At 59.9% G+C, this 21,128-nt stretch carries 25 protein-coding genes and 3 pseudogenes; 19 read left to right on the top strand and 9 right to left on the bottom strand.

What is annotated here, in order from left to right; genetic code table 11:
* Positions 1 to 13: 13 nt before the first annotated feature.
* On the bottom strand, positions 14 to 622 hold the full coding sequence (locus YP76_RS18755; protein ID WP_269748654.1) for a MucR family transcriptional regulator: 609 nt from the start codon (positions 620 to 622) through the stop codon (positions 14 to 16).
* A gap of 1,025 nt (positions 623 to 1,647) precedes the next feature.
* On the opposite strand from YP76_RS18755, the gene YP76_RS29185 reads away from it, so the two are divergent.
* From YP76_RS29185 to YP76_RS18735, 4 genes are all read left to right on the top strand, one after another.
* Positions 1,648 to 2,967 carry an EAL domain-containing protein gene (locus YP76_RS29185; RefSeq protein WP_052757487.1) on the top strand — a complete coding sequence of 440 codons (1,320 nt, stop codon included), beginning with the start codon at positions 1,648 to 1,650 and terminating at the stop codon, positions 2,965 to 2,967.
* A gap of 116 nt (positions 2,968 to 3,083) precedes the next feature.
* A complete protein-coding gene (locus YP76_RS18745) occupies positions 3,084 to 4,760 on the top strand; it encodes an ATP-binding protein (protein ID WP_232307629.1) in 1,677 nt (558 codons plus the stop codon).
* A gap of 179 nt (positions 4,761 to 4,939) precedes the next feature.
* A complete protein-coding gene (locus tag YP76_RS18740) occupies positions 4,940 to 5,287 on the top strand; it encodes a hypothetical protein (RefSeq protein WP_046765116.1) in 348 nt (115 codons plus the stop codon).
* Between the two features lie 328 nt (positions 5,288 to 5,615).
* Positions 5,616 to 5,843, top strand: a complete 228-nt coding sequence (locus YP76_RS18735) for a YHYH domain-containing protein (protein WP_046765115.1) — start codon at positions 5,616 to 5,618, stop codon at positions 5,841 to 5,843.
* Positions 5,844 to 6,096: 253 nt separating this feature from the next.
* Here the strand turns inward: YP76_RS18735 and YP76_RS18730 are convergent, their stop codons facing one another.
* Positions 6,097 to 6,582 carry a helix-turn-helix domain-containing protein gene (locus YP76_RS18730; RefSeq protein ID WP_232307628.1) on the bottom strand — a complete coding sequence of 162 codons (486 nt, stop codon included), beginning with the start codon at positions 6,580 to 6,582 and terminating at the stop codon, positions 6,097 to 6,099.
* A 12-nt stretch (positions 6,583 to 6,594) separates the two neighbouring features.
* Between YP76_RS18730 and YP76_RS18725 the strand changes: the two genes are divergently transcribed.
* The 5 genes from YP76_RS18725 to YP76_RS18710 all read left to right on the top strand — a co-directional run bounded on the left by YP76_RS18725 (position 6,595) and on the right by YP76_RS18710 (position 11,853).
* Positions 6,595 to 8,031, top strand: a complete 1,437-nt coding sequence (locus tag YP76_RS18725; RefSeq protein WP_157035827.1) for an MFS transporter — start codon at positions 6,595 to 6,597, stop codon at positions 8,029 to 8,031.
* A gap of 430 nt (positions 8,032 to 8,461) precedes the next feature.
* A complete protein-coding gene (locus tag YP76_RS29105; RefSeq protein WP_269748653.1) occupies positions 8,462 to 8,590 on the top strand; it encodes a hypothetical protein in 129 nt (42 codons plus the stop codon).
* Between the two features lie 332 nt (positions 8,591 to 8,922).
* Entirely contained in the window at positions 8,923 to 10,557 is a 1,635-nt protein-coding gene (locus YP76_RS18720; protein ID WP_157035840.1) for a Na+/H+ antiporter, read from the top strand.
* Positions 10,558 to 10,702: 145 nt separating this feature from the next.
* On the top strand, positions 10,703 to 11,188 hold the full coding sequence (locus tag YP76_RS18715) for a hypothetical protein (protein ID WP_046765113.1): 486 nt from the start codon (positions 10,703 to 10,705) through the stop codon (positions 11,186 to 11,188).
* A gap of 140 nt (positions 11,189 to 11,328) precedes the next feature.
* Positions 11,329 to 11,853, top strand: a complete 525-nt coding sequence (locus tag YP76_RS18710; protein ID WP_046765112.1) for a glycine cleavage system protein R — start codon at positions 11,329 to 11,331, stop codon at positions 11,851 to 11,853.
* A gap of 313 nt (positions 11,854 to 12,166) precedes the next feature.
* On the opposite strand, the gene YP76_RS28350 is transcribed toward YP76_RS18710, so the two are convergent.
* Together YP76_RS28350 and YP76_RS28345 are read right to left on the bottom strand one after the other, a co-directional pair.
* Positions 12,167 to 12,337 carry a hypothetical protein gene (locus YP76_RS28350; protein ID WP_198147540.1) on the bottom strand — a complete coding sequence of 57 codons (171 nt, stop codon included), beginning with the start codon at positions 12,335 to 12,337 and terminating at the stop codon, positions 12,167 to 12,169.
* Positions 12,338 to 12,379: 42 nt separating this feature from the next.
* Positions 12,380 to 12,655: a hypothetical protein gene (locus tag YP76_RS28345; protein WP_198147539.1), complete on the bottom strand. Its 276-nt coding sequence runs from the start codon at positions 12,653 to 12,655 to the stop codon at positions 12,380 to 12,382.
* Positions 12,656 to 12,717: 62 nt separating this feature from the next.
* Here YP76_RS28345 and YP76_RS28340 point away from each other — a divergent pair, with 62 nt between their 5' ends.
* From YP76_RS28340 to YP76_RS18690, 6 genes and pseudogenes are all read left to right on the top strand, one after another.
* Positions 12,718 to 12,900, top strand: coding sequence for a site-specific integrase (locus YP76_RS28340; RefSeq protein WP_198147538.1), 183 nt, complete (start codon positions 12,718 to 12,720; stop codon positions 12,898 to 12,900).
* A 53-nt stretch (positions 12,901 to 12,953) separates the two neighbouring features.
* On the top strand, positions 12,954 to 13,232 hold the full coding sequence (locus YP76_RS18700; protein WP_046765111.1) for a type II toxin-antitoxin system RelE/ParE family toxin: 279 nt from the start codon (positions 12,954 to 12,956) through the stop codon (positions 13,230 to 13,232).
* Between the two features lie 10 nt (positions 13,233 to 13,242).
* Complete coding sequence (locus YP76_RS18695; protein WP_046765110.1) at positions 13,243 to 13,527, top strand: HigA family addiction module antitoxin; 285 nt, start codon at positions 13,243 to 13,245, stop codon at positions 13,525 to 13,527.
* Positions 13,463 to 13,792 carry a ribbon-helix-helix domain-containing protein gene (locus YP76_RS27215; RefSeq protein ID WP_332307424.1) on the top strand — a complete coding sequence of 110 codons (330 nt, stop codon included), beginning with the start codon at positions 13,463 to 13,465 and terminating at the stop codon, positions 13,790 to 13,792. Before YP76_RS18695 ends, YP76_RS27215 begins: the two co-directional genes overlap by 65 nt.
* A pseudogene (locus tag YP76_RS28765) lies at positions 13,789 to 13,929 on the top strand (type II toxin-antitoxin system RelE/ParE family toxin); the annotation flags it as partial. The gene YP76_RS27215 and the pseudogene YP76_RS28765, both read left to right, overlap by 4 nt.
* 324 nt (positions 13,930 to 14,253) lie before the next feature.
* The gene (locus tag YP76_RS18690; protein ID WP_046765302.1) at positions 14,254 to 15,294 is read left to right on the top strand and encodes an IS110 family RNA-guided transposase; all 1,041 of its coding nucleotides are present in this window, start codon (positions 14,254 to 14,256) and stop codon (positions 15,292 to 15,294) included.
* A 301-nt stretch (positions 15,295 to 15,595) separates the two neighbouring features.
* Here YP76_RS18690 and YP76_RS18685 read toward each other — a convergent pair whose 3' ends face one another.
* The 4 genes and pseudogenes from YP76_RS18685 to istB form a co-directional block, all read right to left on the bottom strand.
* Positions 15,596 to 16,177 (bottom strand): PIN domain-containing protein, encoded by a 582-nt coding sequence (locus YP76_RS18685; RefSeq protein ID WP_046765109.1) that lies wholly within the window; start codon positions 16,175 to 16,177, stop codon positions 15,596 to 15,598.
* A gap of 12 nt (positions 16,178 to 16,189) precedes the next feature.
* Entirely contained in the window at positions 16,190 to 16,648 is a 459-nt protein-coding gene (locus YP76_RS18680; protein ID WP_046765108.1) for a helix-turn-helix domain-containing protein, read from the bottom strand.
* 364 nt (positions 16,649 to 17,012) lie between these two features.
* A pseudogene (locus YP76_RS18675) lies at positions 17,013 to 17,391 on the bottom strand (transposase); the annotation flags it as partial.
* A gap of 102 nt (positions 17,392 to 17,493) precedes the next feature.
* A pseudogene (istB, locus tag YP76_RS18670) lies at positions 17,494 to 18,337 on the bottom strand (IS21-like element helper ATPase IstB).
* A 350-nt stretch (positions 18,338 to 18,687) separates the two neighbouring features.
* Here istB and YP76_RS29285 point away from each other — a divergent pair.
* Complete coding sequence (locus YP76_RS29285) at positions 18,688 to 18,942, top strand: hypothetical protein (RefSeq protein WP_052757486.1); 255 nt, start codon at positions 18,688 to 18,690, stop codon at positions 18,940 to 18,942.
* On the opposite strand, the gene YP76_RS18665 is transcribed toward YP76_RS29285, so the two are convergent.
* Complete coding sequence (locus YP76_RS18665; protein WP_157035839.1) at positions 18,911 to 19,273, bottom strand: SDR family oxidoreductase; 363 nt, start codon at positions 19,271 to 19,273, stop codon at positions 18,911 to 18,913. The genes YP76_RS29285 and YP76_RS18665 overlap by 32 nt on opposite strands.
* Positions 19,274 to 19,444: 171 nt before the next feature.
* On the opposite strand from YP76_RS18665, the gene YP76_RS18660 reads away from it, so the two are divergent.
* The 3 genes from YP76_RS18660 to vapC all read left to right on the top strand — a co-directional run bounded on the left by YP76_RS18660 (position 19,445) and on the right by vapC (position 20,785).
* Entirely contained in the window at positions 19,445 to 19,900 is a 456-nt protein-coding gene (locus YP76_RS18660) for a carboxymuconolactone decarboxylase family protein (protein ID WP_198147536.1), read from the top strand.
* A 259-nt stretch (positions 19,901 to 20,159) separates the two neighbouring features.
* Positions 20,160 to 20,375, top strand: coding sequence for a type II toxin-antitoxin system VapB family antitoxin (gene vapB, locus YP76_RS18655; RefSeq protein ID WP_456320444.1), 216 nt, complete (start codon positions 20,160 to 20,162; stop codon positions 20,373 to 20,375).
* Positions 20,376 to 20,386: 11 nt separating this feature from the next.
* Positions 20,387 to 20,785 (top strand): type II toxin-antitoxin system tRNA(fMet)-specific endonuclease VapC, encoded by a 399-nt coding sequence (vapC, locus tag YP76_RS18650; RefSeq protein WP_269748652.1) that lies wholly within the window; start codon positions 20,387 to 20,389, stop codon positions 20,783 to 20,785.
* The last annotated feature ends 343 nt before the right edge of the window (positions 20,786 to 21,128 follow it).

Below are 21,128 nucleotides of genomic sequence, written 5' to 3'. Positions count from 1 at the left end.
AGCAGATTTGACGTCACATTTTGGCGGCGCTGTCCACTCGCCGGCGCGAGCCCGCCTTTTTCGGCTTCTCCGCCGCCAGTTCGGCTGGTACCGCAGGTACGGCTTTGGGCCTGGAAGGGCGTTTGGCAGCCGTTGCCTTCGGGCGCAGCCCCAGGCCTATCTTATGGGCGAGTTCCCGGCGCTGGTTCGTGTAGCTCGGCGCGGCCATCGGGTAATCGGCAGGCAGGCCCCATTTGGCGCGATATTCTTCCGGACTCATCTGGTAGCGGGCTCTTAGGTAACGCTTCAGCGTCTTCAGCTTCTTCCCGTCCTCCAGGCAGACGATATAGTCCTCCTTTACAGAAGAACGAACTGGAACCGCGGGTTCGCGACGAGAAATCGGTACTGCTTCGTGGCCCGAAAGGCCGGACAAGGCGGAATGGACACTTTTGATCATGCTACACAAATCTTCAACAGCCATAGGACTGTTGGAAACGTTGGCCGAGACAATGCTGGCGGTTAGTGAAACGAGAGACTCCTTATCTTCTTCAATTCCAGTCATTTGTTCCCCCAAACCTCTGCGGCACAAGTTAAGAATGTTGAATGCATCATAGCGATTGACTCGATTATCTTCAATTGACAAATTTAATGGCCTGTTAATGCCTTGGGAGTACCCCAAACGATATAGACCTCGAAAAGCTCCAATGATTTCAGTGCTTTTATCGCTAACGCGCTTTCGTCAAGCAGACTCGCGCCAACGAACCCGATACCGGAACGCTATATCCTCCAACCGAGCGGGAAATCGGTTGATTCCCATTGCCGCAAAGCTCTGAACAAATAATTAAGCGTCGTATCGCGCCGCGATATGAGGAATGATACGCAGCTGGTTGAAGAGTGAAACGGAAGACAGCTTGCAATTGTTCACGGACCGATCAACCGCGACGCAATGGGGGCTTCCCGACAAGCATTCGAATCATGGCTGATCTTGATGCCTGACTGTAGCCAGGCAAATTCAATGGCGCTCGCACAGGGATTGTGTCCGAAGGAATCCTGCTCGCGAGGTGTTAAGAACAGCTACCCTGTCCAGGCCATCGGTCAGCCTTGTTGGCAGGTGCGGTCCGTACCCGAGGTAGGCCAGGGGGGGCTTCGGGGAGGGCGGAGCGTCTTGGGAGTAGGGCAGGGGGAAAGCCAATCGTGAAGCACTTTGGCTAGAGCATGATCCGATCAGACTGAATCGGGTCATGCTCTATTTGTCTTTTGTTCGCTGCATTTTCCGGGCCAGCAAATGATCCGATCTGCTTCGAAAATGCTCTAGGCACCGCATGGGCAGGGCGTTGCCGGCCTTTGCGTTGCCGACTGTCATGCGCGGGCGGTGGCTGGTGGGCGGTTGAACAACTATGTGCCGGGGTTGCCCATGGATGCCAAAGACAGGTTTTATCCGCAAACTGATTCGCAGCCGAAATGATGGAATGAACAAGCAATCAATCGCTTCGTCGGGATATGGAGCCCATCATATCGTTACTCGGATAGATGAGAATCGCCGTGTTCCGCCATTCGTCTCATGAACGCGATTCGAATATGTCGAGACGGGCGCGGTTGGTGTATGATGCTATCATTGAAATAAAGGATTCGATTGATGAATCCATGGGAATGCTTTTATAGGGATGGATGGTCAAGGAGGCGGCGTTGGTGGGAAGGCAGGAAGGACGTTTCTTCAGCGCAAGTGCTGTCCGATGCTCGCCTGCGCTCTATCTCGTCGCCTCGATAGCCAATCTCGGCGAAATTGAAGGGGCCTTCGGGCATGAGGCGTGCGCAGATGCCTTGGACCGGCTTCGCGCGGAGATGCGTCGGCTCTTTCCGCACGATCGGATCATCGAACTGGATAATGCTGGAGCCATCGAAGCGATGGTCGAGGCGAAGGCACGAGATGGACAGGACCTGGCAGGCCGGCTCCTCAACCGGCTCTGCGCAGCGCTTGGTTCACGCCCGATCATGTCGGAAAGGGGCCCCTTTTTCATTGTGCCCAGCCTGGGGGTTGCCGAGATCGGCGCTCGCGAGGGCGATGTCGAGAGGGCGCGGGTCGAGGCTCGCGGCCAGATAGCGGCGTCGGGCAGTGCGGGGAACGGATGCCTCGACATATCGAGATACCAGGAGGATATGAGGCGATGCGCCAGTCTTCTTGAGAAAGTGGATCGGGGCGGCGCTGCGCTTGTCTGGCAATCCGTTGTCTCGCCCGACCATAATGCCCGCCTTCTCTATTTCGAGGGGCTGCTGCGGATTTGCGGGGATGATGGGGAGCTTCACGCCTGCGAGGCGGAGATTCGTGCGCTTGAACGTGTGGGATTGGCGCCTGAGCTCGATCAAAGGATGATGGCCCTTGTGCTTGACCATCTGGAAGCTGATCCGGTCATGCGCCTGGGCGTCAACATTTCAGCCACCAGTGCATCTCTCCACCGCTATGGGAGATTTGCGACCTGGTGCGACCTCCTGTCCCGTCTTGAACGTCATCCCGAGTTGGCGCGCAGACTTGTGATCGAGATCACGGAGACCGCCGAGATCCTGTCTCTGGACGAGGCCGGCGAGTTCATCTCACGGATGCAGGATCTGGGTTGCCTTGTCGCGATCGATGATTTCGGGGCAGGCCGGGCGTCGGTCATGCAGACCGCCACCCTTCTGGCCGATATCATCAAGATCGATGGCGGCTTTATCCGCAATGCAATGCAGGATGAACGACGTCATGCGACCTTTGAGCATCTTGTGGGTCTTGCCCGGTCGCTTGCTCGGGCGGTCGTCGTGGAAGGGGTGGAAACGGCCGACCAGGCAGAGCTCGCACGCCATGCGGGAGCCCAGTGGCTTCAGGGCTATCACTTTGGCCGGCCTTCGCTGACGCGCGCACTGAGCGCTCCGCCCGAAGCAAGAACCATCTGGGCTCTGGGGAATTTTCGCGACCGCTTCCAGCCCCTACCAAAAGTCGCGCAGGCCGGCTGATGAAAGACACAGGTAAGATCATGCAACAAGGATGCACGCCCCTGTCAGACGTGAACGGCGCACACGACGCGTCGGGCGGCCTCCTGTCCTCTCGATGGACAACCGCGGCAAGTGCGATGGCGCTGCTCTCGGAAACAAGGAGCCTCGCCGAGGTTGTCGAGATCCTGCGCGATTCAGCGCGCGCGGCCGTCGGCGCCGATGGAATTGCGGTGGTGCTCCGCGACGGGGACCAATGCCATTATTATGCCGAAGACGCTATGGAGCCGCTCTGGGAAGGGATGCGCTTCCCCCAGGAAGCCTGCGTTTCTGGCTGGGCCATGCTCAACCGGAAATCCGCTGCTATCCCCGACATCAGGCTCGACCCGAGGATACCGCAGGAAGCCTATCGGCAAACCTTCGTCAAAAGCATGCTGATGGTTCCTATCGGCGCCACTGATCCGGTGGCGGCCCTTGGCGCTTATTGGGCCACGACCGGCCATCCCGATGCCGATGAAACGGCGATCCTGGAATCGCTCGCCCAGGCAGCTTCGACCGCCCTTGCCAATGGAATGCTGGTTGAGGAGATGACGGAGCTCAACCGGAGTCTTGAGGCGAGGATCGAACAGCGTACAAGGGAATTGGAGGCGGCCCACCAAAAGCTTCTCCAGACACAGAAGCTGGAGCTCATGGGGCAGCTGACCGGGAATGTCGCGCACGACTTCAACAATCTGCTGTCGCCGATCATGACAAGCCTGGATCTCATCCTTCAGACAAATCCATCCGAGGATCCAACCCAAACGCATGCACAAATGGCGATGGAATCGGCGGAGCGCGCGCGGGCGCTTGTCCAGCGCCTGCTCGCATTTGCGCGCAGGCAACCGCTGGCATCCACCGCTGTGGATGTGCGGTCTCTTCTCAAGGGAATGGAAGCGCTGCTTTCAAGCACCGTGGGCGGACGGATCGATCTGCGGATCATGGTTCCCCCCAATCTGCCCAATATATTGGCCGACCGCCAGCAACTGGAAATCGCGATCCTCAATCTGGTCGTGAACGCGCGTGACGCCATGCCGGAAGGCGGTGCTCTCTCCATCTCTGCAAGCTATCCTTCGGCCCTGCATGATGGGGACGGCAAGAGCGATGCCTTCCTTCGACTGACAGTAAGCGACGATGGCGTCGGCATGGACGAAGCAACCAAGGCCAAGGCGCTCGAACCCTTTTTCACGACCAAGTCGGCCGGCGCGGGCACGGGACTGGGCCTGGCGATGGTGCATGGCGTGGTGCAACAGTTCGGAGGCGCCATGGACATCAGGAGCGAGCCGCGTGCGGGGACCGATATAAGCCTGTGGTTCCCCATCACGCAGAACGCCGTTGCCCCTCGTCCCAGCCCGAAGATCGCGGACATCGGCGCGGATCTTGGCGGGATTGCCATCATCGTCGATGATCATCAGCTCGTTCGCAGGGGGACTGCCGCGATGTTGCGGGAGGAGGGCTACACGGTCGTTGAGGTTGCGAGCGCGCAAGAGTGCCTCGCGAGGCTGGATGAGGGCGTGCAACCGCAAATCCTTATAACCGATCATGTGATGCCGGGCATGACGGGTCTCGACCTCGTGCGAAGGCTGACGGAGTCCCACGCGCATATCCCGATGATCCTCATCTCTGGCCATGACGGCCTGGATGGGGCGCCTGCCGATGTTGTGCGCATGACAAAGCCGTTCCGTCAGCATGAACTGCAGGCGGCGGTCGCCCGGGCACGCAGGCAGGTCGAGGCACGGGCGCCAACGGCCGGGGTCTTCATGCACAAGCGGGCGAGTTAGCCCGACAGCCTCCTCTGCGGCGCGTAACTGAGAGTGCAACCGCGCCATTGCGGCGATGGCCCGCCTGAATGCAGCCAATTTCCTGCAAAAATGCTTCTTGCCTGGGGCGCCATTCGCCCTAGCCGTACAATGGCGAAGAGCCGTTTCCCGAGCCAGGCAAATCGATTAGGCGATAAAAAATGGACGTGCCGGCCCTCTATGCTCAGATTATCCGCGCTATCGGGGATGGCACCGGAGCTGCTGACAGCCTGCTTCACGTGCATGCCGGAATGTTCATCCTTGTCCTTAGCAGGCTGGTGACGGGCAGGCGTCTCTCGACGCCGATACCGCTCCTCACCGTCGCCTTTTTTGAGGCGGGCAATGAAATTCTCGATCGTCTCCATTATGGCTCGTGGCGATGGCATGATACCTCGCTGGACATTGTGAACACCTTGTTCTGGCCTCTGGTTCTGTATGTCGGACTTCGCTATTTTTCCCGGCCGCAACATCAGATGAGCGAAGAAGCGGCCCGCTCTGAGCCCCTTTGACCGTGAACAGTGAAACGGGGCTGGACGATCTGAGGCTGGCAGGGTGGAAGGTCCCGCCAACTCGGCCCCTTTTTCAGATATCAACCGCGGTACAGGGAAGGCGGCGGTGGCGGCGCTCTTGCACCTGCCTATTTTCACGCGCCCGAAGGCCTGAGCGCCCGGCATTCCTGCTTTGTGAAGCCGTTGGGGCGGGCCGCAGCGGCTGATAGCCCGCCAGTGATCCTCACCGTATGAGGCGTCCTGCAAAAGATCCATTGAAGATCATTGATTTTTCTGTGAATATTTATCTGGAAATATAAGGTCGCGCATAATTGACAGGGGAATTCGCATGAAGAAAATCACTGCAGCGATCATCATCGGCGTCTTTGCATCGACCGGGGGGCTGGCGCATGAAGCCGCCGAAAACAATCGTCCCAAGGCGGCTGATGAAGCGGTTAAAGTTGCGGCACCCGGAAAGGGTGAAAACAAATCCAGGGCGCATAGCGGCGGCACGGATTCAAATGGTTGCCATACCAATCACTCGACAGGCGAGTATCACTGCCACAATCGCAAGTAAGGTCATGAAGAGGGGCCGTCTCGTGTCGGTGCGAGGCGGCCCAGCACCCATGCGAGCCCAGGCATTGGAACGCCTCGTGCGCCGGTCCGCCCGTTCTGTTCCTGCTTCTCCCTGGTAACCGATGTGCACCTGACGGCCCTTGTGATCTCACTTGCCAAGACAAGCGTTCGAACCGTCCCAAGTGCCCCAGTGGCGAAATGAACTATCCTGACTTCGCGTAGGACGGGGCACTATCGATCTCGCCAAGCCCTGATCACGATTTGCGTCGTCCCTTGGGCGGCGTCCTATTGCTTCGCGCCGCCGCTATCTTCAACAATCGCCGGAAGGAAGGGCACTCCATATGGCTGGGTGCGGGACAGGTGGCGGCATGACGGAGGCCATTTCTCAGAGCCGTAAGCTGCCCGATCATCCTCTCCAATTCTTCCGCTTTTGCGCTGAGTAACTCGCGATCCAGCTGGGCGGGTAGTTCGCGTCCGAACATGGCTGCGATTTCATCGAGCGTGAAACCAGCCGTCCGTCCCAGCGCGATCAGGGCAAGCCGCCCGATGATGTCCGGTTCAAAGGTGCGACGAAGCCCCCGCCGTCCCAATGATTCGATCAGCCCCTTTTCTTCATAGAAGCGCAATGTGGAGGCAGGAAGCCCTGATCGCTTCGCCACCTCGGCGATATCGAGAAGTTTCATGCTTGACCTCAAGTCAACTTGAAGTGGCATCGTGCAGCCCATGGTGGTTGGTTGCAAGGATATTGAGAGATGCCGCAGGTCATGAATTGGGACAGGTCGAAGCGCGCACGTGACGCAGACATGCGGGGCGAAACATCCCGCTGGACCCTGGCTGGCCTGTCGCTGGCCATGTTGATGCCTTCCCTGGCCACAAGCACCACCAACATGGCGCTGCCGAGCCTGGCTCGGGAGTTCGACATTTCATTCCAGTCCGCTCAGTGGATCGTCCTTAGCTACTTGCTGACGGTAACCGCCATGGTTGTGGGCGCCGGCCGCATCGGAGACATGATCGGGCGGCGCGGCCTGATGCTCGCCGGCATCGGAATTTTCGGCGTGGCTTCGATATCCTGTGCGGCGGCCCCGACATTTGCGCTGCTTGTCGTCGCTCGTCTGGTGCAAGGCGTAGGCGCGGCGATAATGATGGCCCTGACGATGGCCTTTGTCAGCGACGTGGTTCCTGCGTCACGCACCGGACGCGCGATGGGATTGCTGGGCACCATGTCAGCCGCCGGAACGACGCTGGGTCCAGCCTTGGGCGGCGTGCTGCTCGCATGGGCAGGCACTGGCATGATTTTCCTCGTTAATGTGCCTATCGGACTGCTGACCTTCCTGCTGTTGTACCGCACCTTGCCTGCGGCGAAGGACGCTGCGCCCAAAGACAGGGCCGGAAGCTTCGACATGCTCGGTATGGCGCTGTTGATCGCAACGCTGGCGGCATATGCCCTGGCGATGACGATCGGTGATGGAGAGCTTGGCTTTCGCAACATCGGCCTGCTGTCAGCCGCGGCAGCGACAGGCATGATGTTCCTTGTCGTTGAGGCCAGGACCGCGTCGCCTCTGATCCGGCTGGCATTATTCCGTATCCCGGCTATCCGCTCCGGACTTGGAACAAGCGCGCTGGTATCGACTGTCATGATGACGACGCTGATCGTTGGCCCATTCTATTTGAGTGACGCGCTCGGTCTGGGCGCCGCCATGTCCGGGATCATTCTATCGGCAGGGCCGCTAGCAGCGGCTTTTGCCGGCGTCCCTGCCGGACGAGTGGTCGATCGCCTCGAGGCCAGTCGCGTGGGCTTGATTGGCCTGTTCGCACTGCTGGGCGGATGCTGCGCCCTGATCTTCCTTCCCCTTTCCTGGGGTGTCGCGGGTTATCTGGCCGCAATCATGACGATGACCGCTGGCTATGCCCTGTTCCAGGCCGCCAATAACAGCGCGATCATGGCAGCCGCAGACGCCGCTGAACGGGGCCTCGTCTCTGGCATGATCGGTTTGTCACGCAATCTGGGGCTGGTAACGGGCGCTTCGGCCATGGGTTGGGTGTTTGCGTTTGGGGCCTCGGCCCTGGATGTCGAAGGGGCAGGGCAGGAGGTGACCGCTGCAGGGATGCATTTGGCTTTTGCAGTGGCCGCCATTCTCGTCGGGACAGCTATTCTGCTCGCGCTTCATGGGACACGCCGCCGCCAATAGCAGCACGATCGAGCCAAGTCGGCCAATTAGAGCTGGACGTTATTCCGCTGCAAAGGCGCGACCCGCCGCCCAAGGAAAGCGGCCGCTCCGATCACCTCTACAGCATCCCGCAATTCCTGCGCGGGTGGAGCTTGTTATAGGTCCTGGCAGGGCGCATATCCTGGTCATCGGCGGTCGGTTCAAGACTGCCAGCTCGAGACCTGACGCGGGCGCCCGCCTGACCTGACTTGTGCGCGGGCGGGAGGCCAGGATACGACGCGCGGTCATTTTGATCGATGAACGAGCAGGCAGATATGTTCGAGGCGTTGGAGGATGCGGTTGGGGTTGGAGCATCACCGATGCCAACCATTTCGCCTCGGCTGGCACATATGGTTCAGGATTATGATCCTCCATCCGATATCCCGAACGCCCATCATGAAGGAGCGCCAAGATGGCCAAAGGTCAGAAAAGATCGAGCCGTGAAGTTCGTAAACCCAAGGCTGAAAAGCCCAAGGAGCACAATGCACCCAGCTCCTCGCAAAAGCCCGGCGTGCTGCATATCGTGACCTTGAAAGGCTGAACGGATTTGAGGGTCGCCCGGGGCCCAACAAGAATGGGGCTGGAACGTTCACATGCCCAGGATGCTAAGTGGCAAGGGACGACAGATCGGCGCTGCCGGGACCAGCTATTATGCCATATGGCAAAGGTGACCGTTAGCGACGGTCAGCTGCCGCGCATGTCGAACCGCGCCAGTCCGTGGTCCTCCTCGCCTGCTCAGGCATTTCCGGCAGGGCACTCTTCAAAGCGGTCCTCGGGCAAAATTGGGGTGACCGGCCGCGGATCGATTGGTACCCGCGCTTCGGCGAGTTCTCTTGGGCACCGCATCACCATCAAGTTCCATGGAGCGCATGCTTGGAAATCGTTTCGATCATCCTGATATTGCTTGTTGCTGTCGTCGTCAGTGGCGCGGTTTCGCGTATGTTGCCCATCGCACTGCCGACACCTCTGGTCCAGATCTCGTTCGGTTTTCTCATCGGCCTCGCCTCCAACCTGCGGGTGGCCCTCGACCCTGAACTCTTCCTGTTGCTTTTCCTTCCGCCCCTTCTGTTCCTCGATGGATGGCGCATCCCCAAGGATGAGCTCCTGAAGGACGTTGCCACCGTCTTCGAACTGGCGCTAGGCCTCGTTCTGCTGACGGTGGTGGGCGTCGGCTTCTTCATTGACTGGCTCATTCCCGCCATGCCGCTGGCGGTCTGCTTTGCGCTGGCCGCCGTAATCTCGCCCACCGATCCCATTGCGGTATCTGCCATCGCAGCACGCGTCCCCATTCCCAAGCGCATGATGCATATTCTCGAAGGCGAATCTCTCCTCAACGACGCATCTGGCCTTGTCTGCCTGCGCTTCGCCATCGCGGCGGCGCTGACGGGGAGCTTCTCCATCGGCGAGGCGAGCCTGACCTTTCTGTGGCTTGCCATCGGCGGACTGGCTATCGGCGTCGCGGTGACACTGGCGGTTACCCGGACGAAGGCTTGGATATCCGAGCGATTTGGCGAAGATACCGGGTCACAGATCCTCATCAGTGTCCTCATACCGTTTGCTGCCTATATATTGGCAGAGCATCTCCATTGCTCGGGCATCCTGGCAGCCGTCGCCGCAGGCGTAACCATGACATTCGCGGAGATAAGCCGACAGGCGTTGCCCGCCACCCGTATGCGCCGCAACTCCGTGTGGGACACGCTCCAGTTTTCGCTGAACGGCATGATCTTCGTTCTTCTGGGTGAACAACTGCCGGGCATTCTCGCGGCCGCCAGGCAGACCGTGCGCCTGACTAACCATACCAATCCTTGGTGGCTGGGCATCTATGTGGTGGCGATCATGCTGGCGCTGGCTGCGCTACGCTTCGCATGGGTGTGGGTGTCGTTCCGGCTGACGTTGTTCCGTGCGCGCGACAACATACCGTATCGCCGGCCCGACTGGCGCCTGATCGCGGCCATGTCCTTTGCCGGTGTACGCGGCGCGATCACGTTGGCGGGTGTGCTCACCATACCGTTGACGCTGAACGAGGGAACCGCCTTTCCCGCGCGCGACCTTGCGATCTTCCTCGCGGCAGGCGTCATCATCATGTCGCTGATCGCCGCCAGTATCGGCCTGCCGCTGCTGCTGCGCGGGCTGACCATGCCCCTCGAGCCATCCAAGCAGGCAGAGGAGGATGAAGCGCGTGTAGCTGCCGCGCAGGCCGCGATCAGCGCAATCGAAAATGTGCAACACCAACTGGCGGAGGGGCGCAAGGATGCTGACATCTATGCCGCCGCGGGCGCCCGCATTATGGATCTTTACCGCGAAAGGATCGACAGCCGGCTTCAGCAGAGCGCCGACACGCAGGAGACACGTAAATATGCTCAGGTGGAACGCAAACTGAGGTTGGCAGGGCTAAAGGCTGAAAGGGATACGATATTCCTGATGGCCCGCGACCGCTCAATCGGGAGCGAAATCGCGCAGAAGCTCATACGCGAACTCGATCTGCTCGAGGCCCGCTTCCAAGGCTAATTGCGCTTCTGCACTCGCCCTCTGTGCACAGCGGCTTGGCAGCCGCCAGGGGCACTTTTCGGCGCACCCATCTCCATCGTCGGCTTGCTATGCTCCTGCCCTTGCTGGTGTTAAGCTGTCTGCTGTCATTGAAGGGAGCAGGTGGATGCGAGTTCGTTCTCTTGGCGTTGGCGTCGCCGTTCTGATCAGCACATCAGCGCTTGCTGCTCCTTCGGGCGCAGAGCAGATGTCCATTTTCAAGGCAGCCGGATTTGCCCAGCATGGCCGACAATGGCGGTCGGGGAATTGCGAGCCGCCCGAACTGTCTTATGAGCCAGGATCGATAGCGATATTTCGAGACCTGAACGGTGACGGCCGGCCGGAGGCAGTTGTCACCGAAGGCGGCGGCTTATGCTACGGGAACACCGGGCAGAATTTCTGGATGCTCTCCAAACAATCGAATGGTGCGTGGAAGGTTTTGATCGAATCTCTAGGAATGCCCCAGTTCATGCCCACCAAGGGCGTGAACGGTTATCCGGACCTGTTGATCGGCGGGCCGGGCTTTTGCTTCCCGGTGTTGCGGTGGAATGGTCGAGCATATGCCCGGCATCATTTCGAGTATGAGAGCAGGCCTTGCCGGCCGCCCTCGTGAGTGAAATGGCAGAACCCCGCCCATTCCAGCCATTCAGTTGGCGCGTTTTCGGCATCCAGGTGCTGACTGGCCAGACCCTCTTCAAAGTGGCCGAAATGTATTATCTCCTGTTCTGGCGAATATGAAGCGAAAGGTGGAGCATGGGTCAAACGATAATTCTGACGGTGGTCGGCAGCGATCGGCCAGGCCTCACTCGCGCGATCGCTGATGCGGTATATTCTGCGGGCGGCAATTGGTTGGAAAGCCATCTTTCGCGGCTCGGCGGAAAATATGTCGGATCGGTGTTGGTCGAACTGCCCGAAGAACGGCTCGAGGAGCTTGAACAGGCGGCTCGCACAATCGATGCATTTGGGATCAAGGTTGATATCATCGCATCCGCAAAAACAGCTGCGCGCGATGGCGCGCCGTTGACGATAGAAATCGTGGGGCAAGATCGCCCCGGGATCGTCCGTGAAGTAACCACAGTCCTTGCGGGGCTCGACGTCAACATCGAAGATTTCGCCACTGCGGTCGAAGGCGGCGCATGGTCAGGCGTGCCATTGTTCCGGGCAAAAGTGAAGATGCTTATACCCGCTAGCCTCTCGACCGATAAGGTGCGCGAGGCACTGGAAGACATATCGGGAGAGGTGATGGTCGATTTCGACATCGAGTCTGCGCCCGGCTGACATGCGGTGGCTGCTGCCGCTACCGACCCTTGCCGGCCGCTCATGAGCGCAAATTAGTTGCCGGTAGTGCCATCGTTCAATTCAGGCGGGCTTCCCCATGGGTTCGCGATCTAGGGGCCACTGTTCAACCCTGCTCTGTTTCCTCCTTGTTGCTCGCCGTCCAATCGGCGATGTTGGCTTCCTCACCGATGAAAAGTCATCTTCCCTATCAGCTGGCACCCAGCGCGGCTACGCGGCCGACCTAGTCCATTTCCGGGCATCCGGCAGGGACATTCCCTGTCCACCCCACGCCTTGGCGGAGTATCTGGCCGATCTAGCCGAAACCCACGCCGTCGCCACGATCCAGCGTCGGCTTGCGGCCATCGCGAAAGCCCACCGCGCTCTTGGCCATGACGATCCCTGCCGAGCCGAGATCGTCAAAGCGACGATAAGCGGGATCAGGCGGACCAAAGGGATGGCACAGCGAGAGGCGCGGGCATTGCAACGCGACGATCTGTTCGCAGTCCTGGATCGAATGGGCGAACGTTCAATCGACCTGCGCGATAAGGCACTGCTGTTGATCGGCTTCGCAGAGGCGTTCCGTCGATCCGAACTGGTCGGGTTCGACTGTGGCGATGTCGAGGCTGCTGGGCGGGGCATCGTCCTGCATCTGCGCCGGTCCAAGACCGATCAGACCGGGAAAGGCCGCAAGATCGCGATCCCGCATGGGCGCACGCGATGGTGTCCTGTCCGCCATCTCACCGACTAGCTCGCCCATGCTGAGATCGAGCAAGGACCAATCTTCCGCTGCATCGACCGGCACGGGCATATCTCCCCCGATCGCCTGTCCGGGGATGCGGTGGCGACGATCATGAAAAAAAGCGGGTGGAGGCTGCGGGCGTCAATCCCGCGACCTTCTCCGGCTATTCCCTGCGCGCCGGGCTTGCCACCAGTGCCGCAATGGCCGGGGCCTTGTCGTGGAATATCCATAAGAGCGATACCATGCTCGCTCGTTACATTCGGGATGAGGACATGTTCACCGACAACGCGGCGGGCGCGGTGCTGTAGCATTGAGCAGTCGGCGCTTGCGTCTTGTAACGCAACGCGATACGGATTACATCATGATAATCGGATTTCGGCACAAGGGACTTGAAGCCTTCTATCGCGCTGGCACGACGAAGGGCGTTCAGGCTTCCCATGTGAAGAAACTCCGCAACATCCTGGGACTGCTCGATGTCGCGGCAGGGCCGGACGACATGAATTTGCCGTCCTTCAAGCTGCACCCGCTGAAGGGCGACCTTAAGGGGCATTGGTCGGTATGGGTCAACGGCAATTGGCGTGTCACCTTCCGATTTGTTGGCACCGACGCCGAGCTTGTCGATTATCAGGACTACCATTGAGGCGATGACGATGATGCACAACCCTCCCCACCCTGGCGAACTGCTCCGCGATGAGGTCATTGCGGAACTGGGTCTGTCCGTTACCGAGGCAGCCGAGCGGCTCGCCCTGTCGCGGGTTGCCTTGTCGCGTGTGTTGAACGGCAAGGCGGCGATAAGCCCCGATCTGGCAGTGCGGCTCGAACAGGCAGGTGCAAGCACGGCTCGTGCGTGGCTTGCCATGCAGGCGAACTATGATCTCTGGCGTGCCCGGCAGCATAAGCAGCCACCCGTCCGCCGATTGCAGGATGCCGTATGACCGAAGCAGGCAATGCGGGCCTGCGAAGGCAATTTCGGTAACGCTTGGCGGAATGTCATCGCACGCCGAGCGCCATCTGGCATCTGGCCGATATGCCTCTATGAGCGAGGTGATGCGAGCGGGTTTGCGTGCATTGGATCGTGAAGAGGCTGTACTGGAAGAACTGGTGCGCGTCCGCGTTGCGGAAGCTCTAGCTGATCCACGCCCTCCTATGCCGCTCGACAAGGCATTTGCGCAGGTTAGGGCTTCGATCGCCAAGAGATGACCTATGATGTTCAACTGTCGGCATTGGCGATCGAGGATTTGATTGCACTTCATCAGTGGCTGGGCGTGGAAGCCGATATTCCCGCGGCTGATGGCTATCTTGCCAGAATTGAAGAACGCATTGCGGCGATGGCCGATTTCCCCAATCGCGGCTCCTCCCGCGATGACTTGGTCGCAGGTCTGCGGACGCTGACATTTGAGAGTCGCTTGTTGATCCCTATAAGGTGGACAGGGAGGTTGTCACCGTTCAGCGCGTCATCAACGCGTTTCGCGACCTGGCGCCGATTCTTCAAAACTCCTAAAATGCACAGCGGTCAGCCGCTTCTGCCGTCGACCCATTCCGGGCGTCCGACGGTCAATTTTCGCTGTTCGGGAGCGGATGAGGTGGATGGCTCCCGCTCACGGCATCTAAGTGCCAAGATGGGTTTGCTGTCATGCAACCCGAGCAAGGAGCCACCCGCCATGGAGATTAGCACAATCGGCCTGGATTTGGCCAAGAACGTTTTTCAGGTTCACGGTATCAGCGCGACCGGTAAGATCGTCATTCGCAAGGCGTTACGGCGATCCCAGATGCTGCCGTTCTTCGAGAAGTTGCCGCCTTGCCTGATAGGTGCGGAGGCCTGCGGGACGTCGCATCACTGGGCGCGCGAACTGACTAGGCTGGGTCACGAGGTGCGGCTGATGCCGGCGGTGTACGTGAAGCCTTACGTGAAGCGCGGTAAGAACGATGCGGCTGACGCCGAGGCGATCTGCGAAGCGGTCACGCGTCAGACGATGCGGTTCGTGCCCATCAAGTCGCGCGAGCAGCAGGCGGCGCTGTCGCTACACCGGGCGCGCAGCCTGTTGATCAAACAGCGCACGCAGCTGGTCAACATGATGCGCAGCGTGCTCGCCGAGCTGGGCATCGCCATCCCGGTCGGGATCGTGAAGGCACTGCAGATGGCGCGACAGATCGTTGACGGCGAGTCCGAGCTCGACTTGCCCGCCGAAGCCGCGAACGTCGTCGGCATTCTGGCCGGGCAACTGCTCCAACTTCATGTCCAGTTGCGCAAGCTCGATCTGCGTCTCGCCGCTCTGCAGCGGAGCGACGACAGGGCGCGGCGCCTAGCGACGATCCCTGGTATCGGGCCAATCGGGGCGACCGCGCTTGCCGCGTCGGTAACTGATCCAGGGCAGTTCTCATCGGGGCGCCAGTTTGCCGCCTGGCTGGGGCTGACCCCACGGCAAAGTTCGAGCGGCGGCAAGGAACGGCTGGGGCGCATTACCAAGATGGGCGACAGGTATTTGCGTGCGCTTTTGGTCGTCGGCGCTACCGCGCTGGTCCGATACGCCAAGCAAAAACCAGAAGCGGTCGATCCGCGCTTCGTCGCCCTGCTCGCCAGAAAGCCCGCGCGCGTCGCCTCGGTCGCCATCGCCAACAAGATGGCGCGGATCGCATGGGCGGTCATGGCGCGCGGCGGTGTCTTCGAACGAGGGCATGCGCCGATGCTGGCGGCAGCATAGATCAAGAGGTTAGCTGAGGAGATCAGCTTCAAGAGGTTGTGAGAGCGAAGGATGTGATGGCAAAACCGGTCGGACCGGGAGCAAGGACAACCCAAGGACAGTCATAGGCGTAATAGCCTGCAAAGCCGATCGGACCTTGTTCGCGGACCCCATCAGGGCCAGCAGTCTACTCCGACTGCATCAACAGGCCGGACAGACGACTGCACCCGACCCACCGGCCAGATCATCACTTTACGCTTGCAACGCGGGAGCCATCCACAGAGGACTGTCCGCAAACCCAGCGGCGCACCGGGTAGACCCTTCAGATGGAATCCGCATGGCCACTCAGGACCGAAGCAGTGACGAACAGTCCATGGGCCTCCAGCGATCGGAGGTAATCTTCTGCCGACATTTCCGGTCGTTTCAGCCGAACGCGCAGAGTTCGGATCGCTGCAACCGCCTTGCCTTCGTCGAGCGCGATGGTATCGGCGATGAACTCGTCGGCAGTTCGCGCTTCAATGTTTAAGGGTGCGAGAATTCTTGCCGGAAAATCGCTGATGTTTTCCGTGACGACCGCTTGTGCCTGAGTTTGGACCGCCGCTGTCAGGACATGCTCGTCCTTGGGATCCGGCAGACCGAATGCCATGGCCGCGACCGATGCATGTGCCTCGACAAGAGCTTCGGGGAACGCCCGATGCATGGCATCGACTGATCGGCCCGCTCGCGCGGACGCGTTCTCTAATTTGCGCTCCGCAAAGATCTTGTCCAGCGCAGAGCGCGTTTCATCAAGGATCCGCGGCGACCATCGCACACGAAAGAATTCCGCTTCGGCCAAGGTCAGGAGCAGGTCACGCCGGGGAGCGCTGCAGGCATCAACCGGTGCCGTGTATCGATTGGCGAACATGGCTAAGTCAGATCAATAGAGGTCTGCGCCGTCTGCGATCAGTTCGTCCATCGCCTTCGATCGGGTTTTATCGCGCGCAGTTTTGTAGGCGAAGACGTCCTCAGCCTTAAGACGCCGGTGCCGCCCCACCATGCTGTGCGGGATATCGCCCTTCTCGATGAGCTTGATAAGGTACGGGCGGGACATATTGAGCAGGTCTGCTGCTTGCTGCGTCGTCAGCATCTGCTGGATCGGCACCAGCGTGACGGCATCACCACTACCGATGTGACGCAGCAATTCCAGGAACAGGTCCGACATCGCCGGAGTCAGCGTGATCTCGACTGGCTTCTTAGTCTTCGGATCGGGCACGCGCAGCTTGGCCGCACCGGCCTTCTGCGAGGCGAGGATCCGGCGAAGCTGATTAGCGATCTGCCGATCGTCGGCAGAGGGCAGCCTATTGCCAAAGGGCAAGGCATTGGCTGGCATGGTCATCGGTTCTCTCCGCAGATGGCATTATTCAATAGCGCCTATTCGCAATAAACGCAACCTGGTTGTGGAGCTGTGGTTCCGTGGACAGGGCGTTGTAATACTCCGACCCTGTGTGGACGGCTCTCCGTTGGCAAGTGGCATATTGAGCTTTGCAGCGTTGGTTGATGCGGCCATGTGTCCGACCTGTTGACGCGGCGCATGGTGCCGCTGGCCGTAATGCCATTAGCGCGGCTCAGGTCCCAACCATTCCCGCGCACTCACGGTGCTGGGTCGAAATATGGGTTTTCCCGATCCGGCGGTTTCAACCGACTTTGTGCATTAGCTCCTGTCCGCCCTTCCCAACATCGTAGGCGCTGCGCGCCGTATCCTATGCGATCTGCGGTTCGCGATAGCGTTCGCCGCTCGTCATCATTGCCCAGATCATGCGGGCGTTCTTGTTGGCGAGCGCCACTGCCGCAACCTTGACCTTTTTGCGTGCAAGCAGTTGCGCGATCCAAGGTCGTTTTGATTTGTGGCGCTCGGCGCAGCGGATCACCGCCATGGCACCGACGATGAGCATTTGCCGCAGATATCGATGTCCTGCCTTGGTGATGCCGCCAAGCCGCTCTTTGCCGCCACTGGAGTTTTGTCGCGGCACCAAGCCAATCCAGGCGGCAAGGTTGCGTCCTGAGCGGAAGATCGCTGGATCGGGTACTGTGGCCGATGGCGCTGGCCAGTAGTGGCCCGACGCCCGGTATCTCCATCAGACTATAGCGCGACGATCTGGGTGAGAAGCTTGCGTCAATCAGGATGAGAACTGATGATCGCGGTGTTCATGTGGTGCCTGTTTTGATTGACGCTGGCAAGCGCTACTCGGAGGTTTGATTGTCGGTGCGCGACATTTCCTCGGTCGACTTGATTGTCGCAAAGGTCGGTGGCCGGCCAGCGCGTGATTGACGCTGGAGCGCGGAACGGCGGCGATAGCTTTCGACATTCATCTCGAAGATCGTCGCGTGGTGAACAAGGCGGTCCACAGCGGCGAGCGTCATGGCGGGATCGGGGAAGACCCGGTTCCATTCGCCAAAAGGCTGGTTGGCGGTGATGAGCATGGAACGGCGCTCGTACCGTGCGCTGATTAGCTCGAACAGGACGGACGTTTCGGCCTGGTCCTTGGTCACATATGCGAGATCATCGAGCACCAGCAGATGATATTTGTCGAGCTTGGCGATCGCGGCCTCCAACGCGAGTTCGCGGCGGGCGATCTGTAGTTTCTGGACCAGATCGGAGGTGCGGGCGAACAGGACGCGCCAGCCATTTTCGATCAGCGCCAGGCCGATTGCTGCGGCCAGATGGGTTTTGCCGCCGCCCGGTGGTCCGAAGAGGATGAGGTTGGCGCCTTTTTCCAGCCACCCATCGCCGGAACACAGCGCGGTGACCTGGGCGCGAGATCATCGGCACCGCATCGAAGGCGAAGCTGTCGAGGGTCTTGCCCGGCGGCAGGCGGGCTTCGCCCAGATGTCGTTCGATCCGGCGACGATCCCGTTCGGCGATCTCATGCTCGGCAAGCGCGGCAAGCAACCGGGCGCCGGGCCAGCCTTCCTTGGCGGCCCGCGTGGTGAAGTCGGACCAGATCAGTTTGATCGCCGGCAGGCGCAGATCGTTGAGGATAAGGCTGAGCCGCTGGGCATCGATAGCGGGTGTGTTCCGGCTCATGCGGCTTCTCCCGTCAGGAGATCATCGTAGGTGGCAAGGGGGAGGGTCTCCCTCGATGCGATAGGCTGTCGCCGTGCTGATACCGGCCTTGGCGGCAGCCACCGGTACGGCGTGGGTATGTCGGAGCTTCATGTAGAGCCTCATCTGATGATCGTTGACGTGGCGGCCCGGCATCCGCGGCATCCCCTCTCGCGAAGTTATGCCTCTGAATACCTGACCGGGCCGAAACCATCAGAAACGCCCCCGGAAAGGGCGCCATCGCCAACTGCTGATCCGGCTCCGGGCTACGCCCTACGCCGGATCAGCAGGTGGCGATTCTCATCTTGATTGACGCTGCTCTCTCATCCTGAATGTCGCGCGGCAATCAGACGCCGGCCGATTTCGGTTTCTCGGGCGCTTGCCATGATCCGGCGATCATTTTCGAGAATCTGTTTTTTCACGATCCGGAGTTGAGCTGCCAGCATCTCAAGGCATATCCGCACATCGACTGGCACACGATTGTCGGTCGTATCGGCAATCACATTCAGGAGTTGATCAATCCCATTTCTGCCGATCGGTGCGACGATGCCAAACTCAGCAAAATGCGCTCGCAATGCATTCGATAGCTGTGTCCGCTGGCGGTTGAGGATCAGGCGAACACGATGCCACCACCGAAAGTGCGATGACGTGACGCACTCCCGCGTGGCGAGCTGCTTCTAGCAAGTTGGTTGTCGGGCTACGAAAGAAGGCGAGAGCGGCCTCGTCCTCGAACGACGGGGCATTGCTGACATCGACCACGGCGGCGGCATCCGTCAGCGCTTGTGCCAGGCCGGCGCCGGTCAGCGCGTCGATACCGGTGCTCGGTGAAGCGGCGACAACCTCATGACCCTCGGCACTCAGCAGTCCGACGAGGGGTTGACCGATCAGTCCGGTGCCGCCGATGATAACGATCTTCATGTCCATGTCTCGATACAAGTGTCTGCCTGCATGACGGAATGGCCGCCTCTGGTGTGACATGGGAGGACGGCGGGAACGAAAAATATCTGCGCTCATGATGTCACGATGCGCCGGCGTACCTCGTCAAGTCAGCGAGCGCCGGGACTCGGTGCCGATTACGAGGAAAGCAGCATGTCTGAGATGAAGCGTTTGAACTGGTCGGAAATCGCGCCCGAGGGCGCCAAGGCTCTGTTCGGTATCCATCATTATGTGACCAGGAAGACGGATCTTCCTGAAGAACTGATCCATCTGGTCTTTCTACGAGTGTCGCAAATCAATGGCTGCGCCCATTGCATCGATATGCACACGCGCGATCTGCTCAAGACCATGGCGATCGACAAGGTTGCCCTCCTCCCCGTCTGGGCAGAGGTGCCGCACCTGTTTTCTGACCAGTATCGAGCAGCGTTGTCCTGGGCGGAGCAAGTGACCAATGTCAGCACGACCCATGCTTCGGACGAAGCCTATGCCGCCGCTGTCGCCGCCTTTGCCGACAAGGACTTGGTCGATCTCACGCTCGTGATCGCGGCAATGAACGCGTTCAATCGTCTCGGCGCGCCATTCCGCCTGCCGGTCGCCGCGAAGCCGTAGGCTCGCGAAAGGGGGAGCATGCCGTTGCTTCCCCCTTCGACGGCACCGACCCTTTGCGGCCGATCAGGCGCTTACCCGGACCGCTTGGAACCGGACATTTGCAGTTGCGACTATGCCAGACCTGTTGAGGGGGTTTGCAGGCTAGGACAACGCCAAATTGCATGGCAGCTTGTATATCCCATTGACATATCCCGCTAGCCGATTAGATGGGGATATACAGCTGGTATATGCCGGGAGACATGCAGTGGAACAAGCTTCCATATTTCAGAGCAACCGCAGCCAGGCAGTGAGATTGCCCAAGGCGGTCGCCCTTCCTGATGACGTAAAGCGCGTCGATGTGATTGCTTTGGGCCGAACCCGCATCATTACCCCCGCAGGCGAAGCCTGGGACAGCTGGTTCGACAGGGAAGGTGTGACCGTCGATTTCATGTCGGAACGTGAACAGCCGGATCATCAGGAGCGCGAGGCTTTCTGATGCTTAAGTACATGCTCGACACCAATATCTGCATCTTCACTATCAAGAACAGGCCGCAAGAGGTGCGCGCGGCATTCAAACGGCACCATGGTCAGATGTGCATCAGTTCGGTCACCTTGATGGAGTTGATCTATGGTGCGGAGAAGTCCGCCAGTCCCGAGAGCAATCTCGCAGACGTGGAAGGCTTCGCTGCGCGCCTAGATGTGCTCCACTATGGTAGGGAAGCCGCCGCGCACACCGGACAGCTTCGTGCCGAACTTGCGCGCGCCGGCACGCCGATCGGCCCATATGACCAGATGATCGCCGGCCATGCTCGCTCTTGTGGATTGATAATCGTCACCAACAATCTGCGTGAATTCGACCGTGTGCCTGGCTTACGGGTTGAAGACTGGGTAACGGATGCGAAGTGACTGGACGCATTCTGGTTGAGAGCCAGCCTGCCGCGCCGCTAAACCCTCAGTGCCCGAAGGCTGTAGCTCATCCGCTATCCATCTCCCGAGCTATCCTGCCGACCGAACCTGACCCTTTCTCGCCGCTCAGCGGCCAAATTTCGTTCACCGGCAGCGGACATCTTATTGCTGCGTTTGGGCAGGTCATCATGTCCACTTTGTTGGACAATGGGGACTGACCGGAATCAGACGCTGGCCTCGTGGAGCCGTCCTTCGTTCAGCTAATGGGACCGGCACTTGGTGTTGCGGCAGGCAAGTGCGGCGCACACCAATGCTAAGAAGCATGACTTACGCGTGGCTTGAA

This window comes from Sphingobium chungbukense, assembly GCF_001005725.1.
GTDB lineage: Bacteria > Pseudomonadota > Alphaproteobacteria > Sphingomonadales > Sphingomonadaceae > Sphingobium > Sphingobium chungbukense.
The sequence above is the reverse complement of the archived record's forward strand: the minus strand, read 5'-3'. Positions and strand labels throughout refer to the sequence as shown.

Excerpts from the sequence above, each read along its gene's own strand:
- YP76_RS18680 (WP_046765108.1), bottom strand. The coding sequence starts at position 16,648 with ATGACCATGCCAGCCAATGCCTTGCCCTTTGGCAATAGGCTGCCCTCT.
- YP76_RS18700 (WP_046765111.1), top strand. The coding sequence starts at position 12,954 with ATGATAATCGGATTTCGGCACAAGGGACTTGAAGCCTTCTATCGCGCT.
- YP76_RS18660 (WP_198147536.1), top strand. The coding sequence starts at position 19,445 with ATGTCTGAGATGAAGCGTTTGAACTGGTCGGAAATCGCGCCCGAGGGC.
- YP76_RS29185 (WP_052757487.1), top strand. The coding sequence starts at position 1,648 with ATGGTCAAGGAGGCGGCGTTGGTGGGAAGGCAGGAAGGACGTTTCTTC.
- YP76_RS18690 (WP_046765302.1), top strand. The coding sequence starts at position 14,254 with ATGGAGATTAGCACAATCGGCCTGGATTTGGCCAAGAACGTTTTTCAG.
- YP76_RS18665 (WP_157035839.1), bottom strand. The coding sequence starts at position 19,273 with ATGAAGATCGTTATCATCGGCGGCACCGGACTGATCGGTCAACCCCTC.
- YP76_RS18695 (WP_046765110.1), top strand. The coding sequence starts at position 13,243 with ATGATGCACAACCCTCCCCACCCTGGCGAACTGCTCCGCGATGAGGTC.
- YP76_RS27215 (WP_332307424.1), top strand. The coding sequence starts at position 13,463 with ATGATCTCTGGCGTGCCCGGCAGCATAAGCAGCCACCCGTCCGCCGAT.
- YP76_RS18725 (WP_157035827.1), top strand. The coding sequence starts at position 6,595 with ATGCCGCAGGTCATGAATTGGGACAGGTCGAAGCGCGCACGTGACGCA.
- YP76_RS18735 (WP_046765115.1), top strand. The coding sequence starts at position 5,616 with ATGAAGAAAATCACTGCAGCGATCATCATCGGCGTCTTTGCATCGACC.
- YP76_RS18685 (WP_046765109.1), bottom strand. The coding sequence starts at position 16,177 with ATGTTCGCCAATCGATACACGGCACCGGTTGATGCCTGCAGCGCTCCC.
- vapC (WP_269748652.1), top strand. The coding sequence starts at position 20,387 with ATGCTCGACACCAATATCTGCATCTTCACTATCAAGAACAGGCCGCAA.
- YP76_RS29285 (WP_052757486.1), top strand. The coding sequence starts at position 18,688 with ATGTCGCGCGGCAATCAGACGCCGGCCGATTTCGGTTTCTCGGGCGCT.
- YP76_RS18745 (WP_232307629.1), top strand. The coding sequence starts at position 3,084 with ATGGCGCTGCTCTCGGAAACAAGGAGCCTCGCCGAGGTTGTCGAGATC.
- YP76_RS18715 (WP_046765113.1), top strand. The coding sequence starts at position 10,703 with ATGCGAGTTCGTTCTCTTGGCGTTGGCGTCGCCGTTCTGATCAGCACA.
- YP76_RS29105 (WP_269748653.1), top strand. The coding sequence starts at position 8,462 with ATGGCCAAAGGTCAGAAAAGATCGAGCCGTGAAGTTCGTAAACCCAAG.
- YP76_RS18710 (WP_046765112.1), top strand. The coding sequence starts at position 11,329 with ATGGGTCAAACGATAATTCTGACGGTGGTCGGCAGCGATCGGCCAGGC.
- YP76_RS18740 (WP_046765116.1), top strand. The coding sequence starts at position 4,940 with ATGGACGTGCCGGCCCTCTATGCTCAGATTATCCGCGCTATCGGGGAT.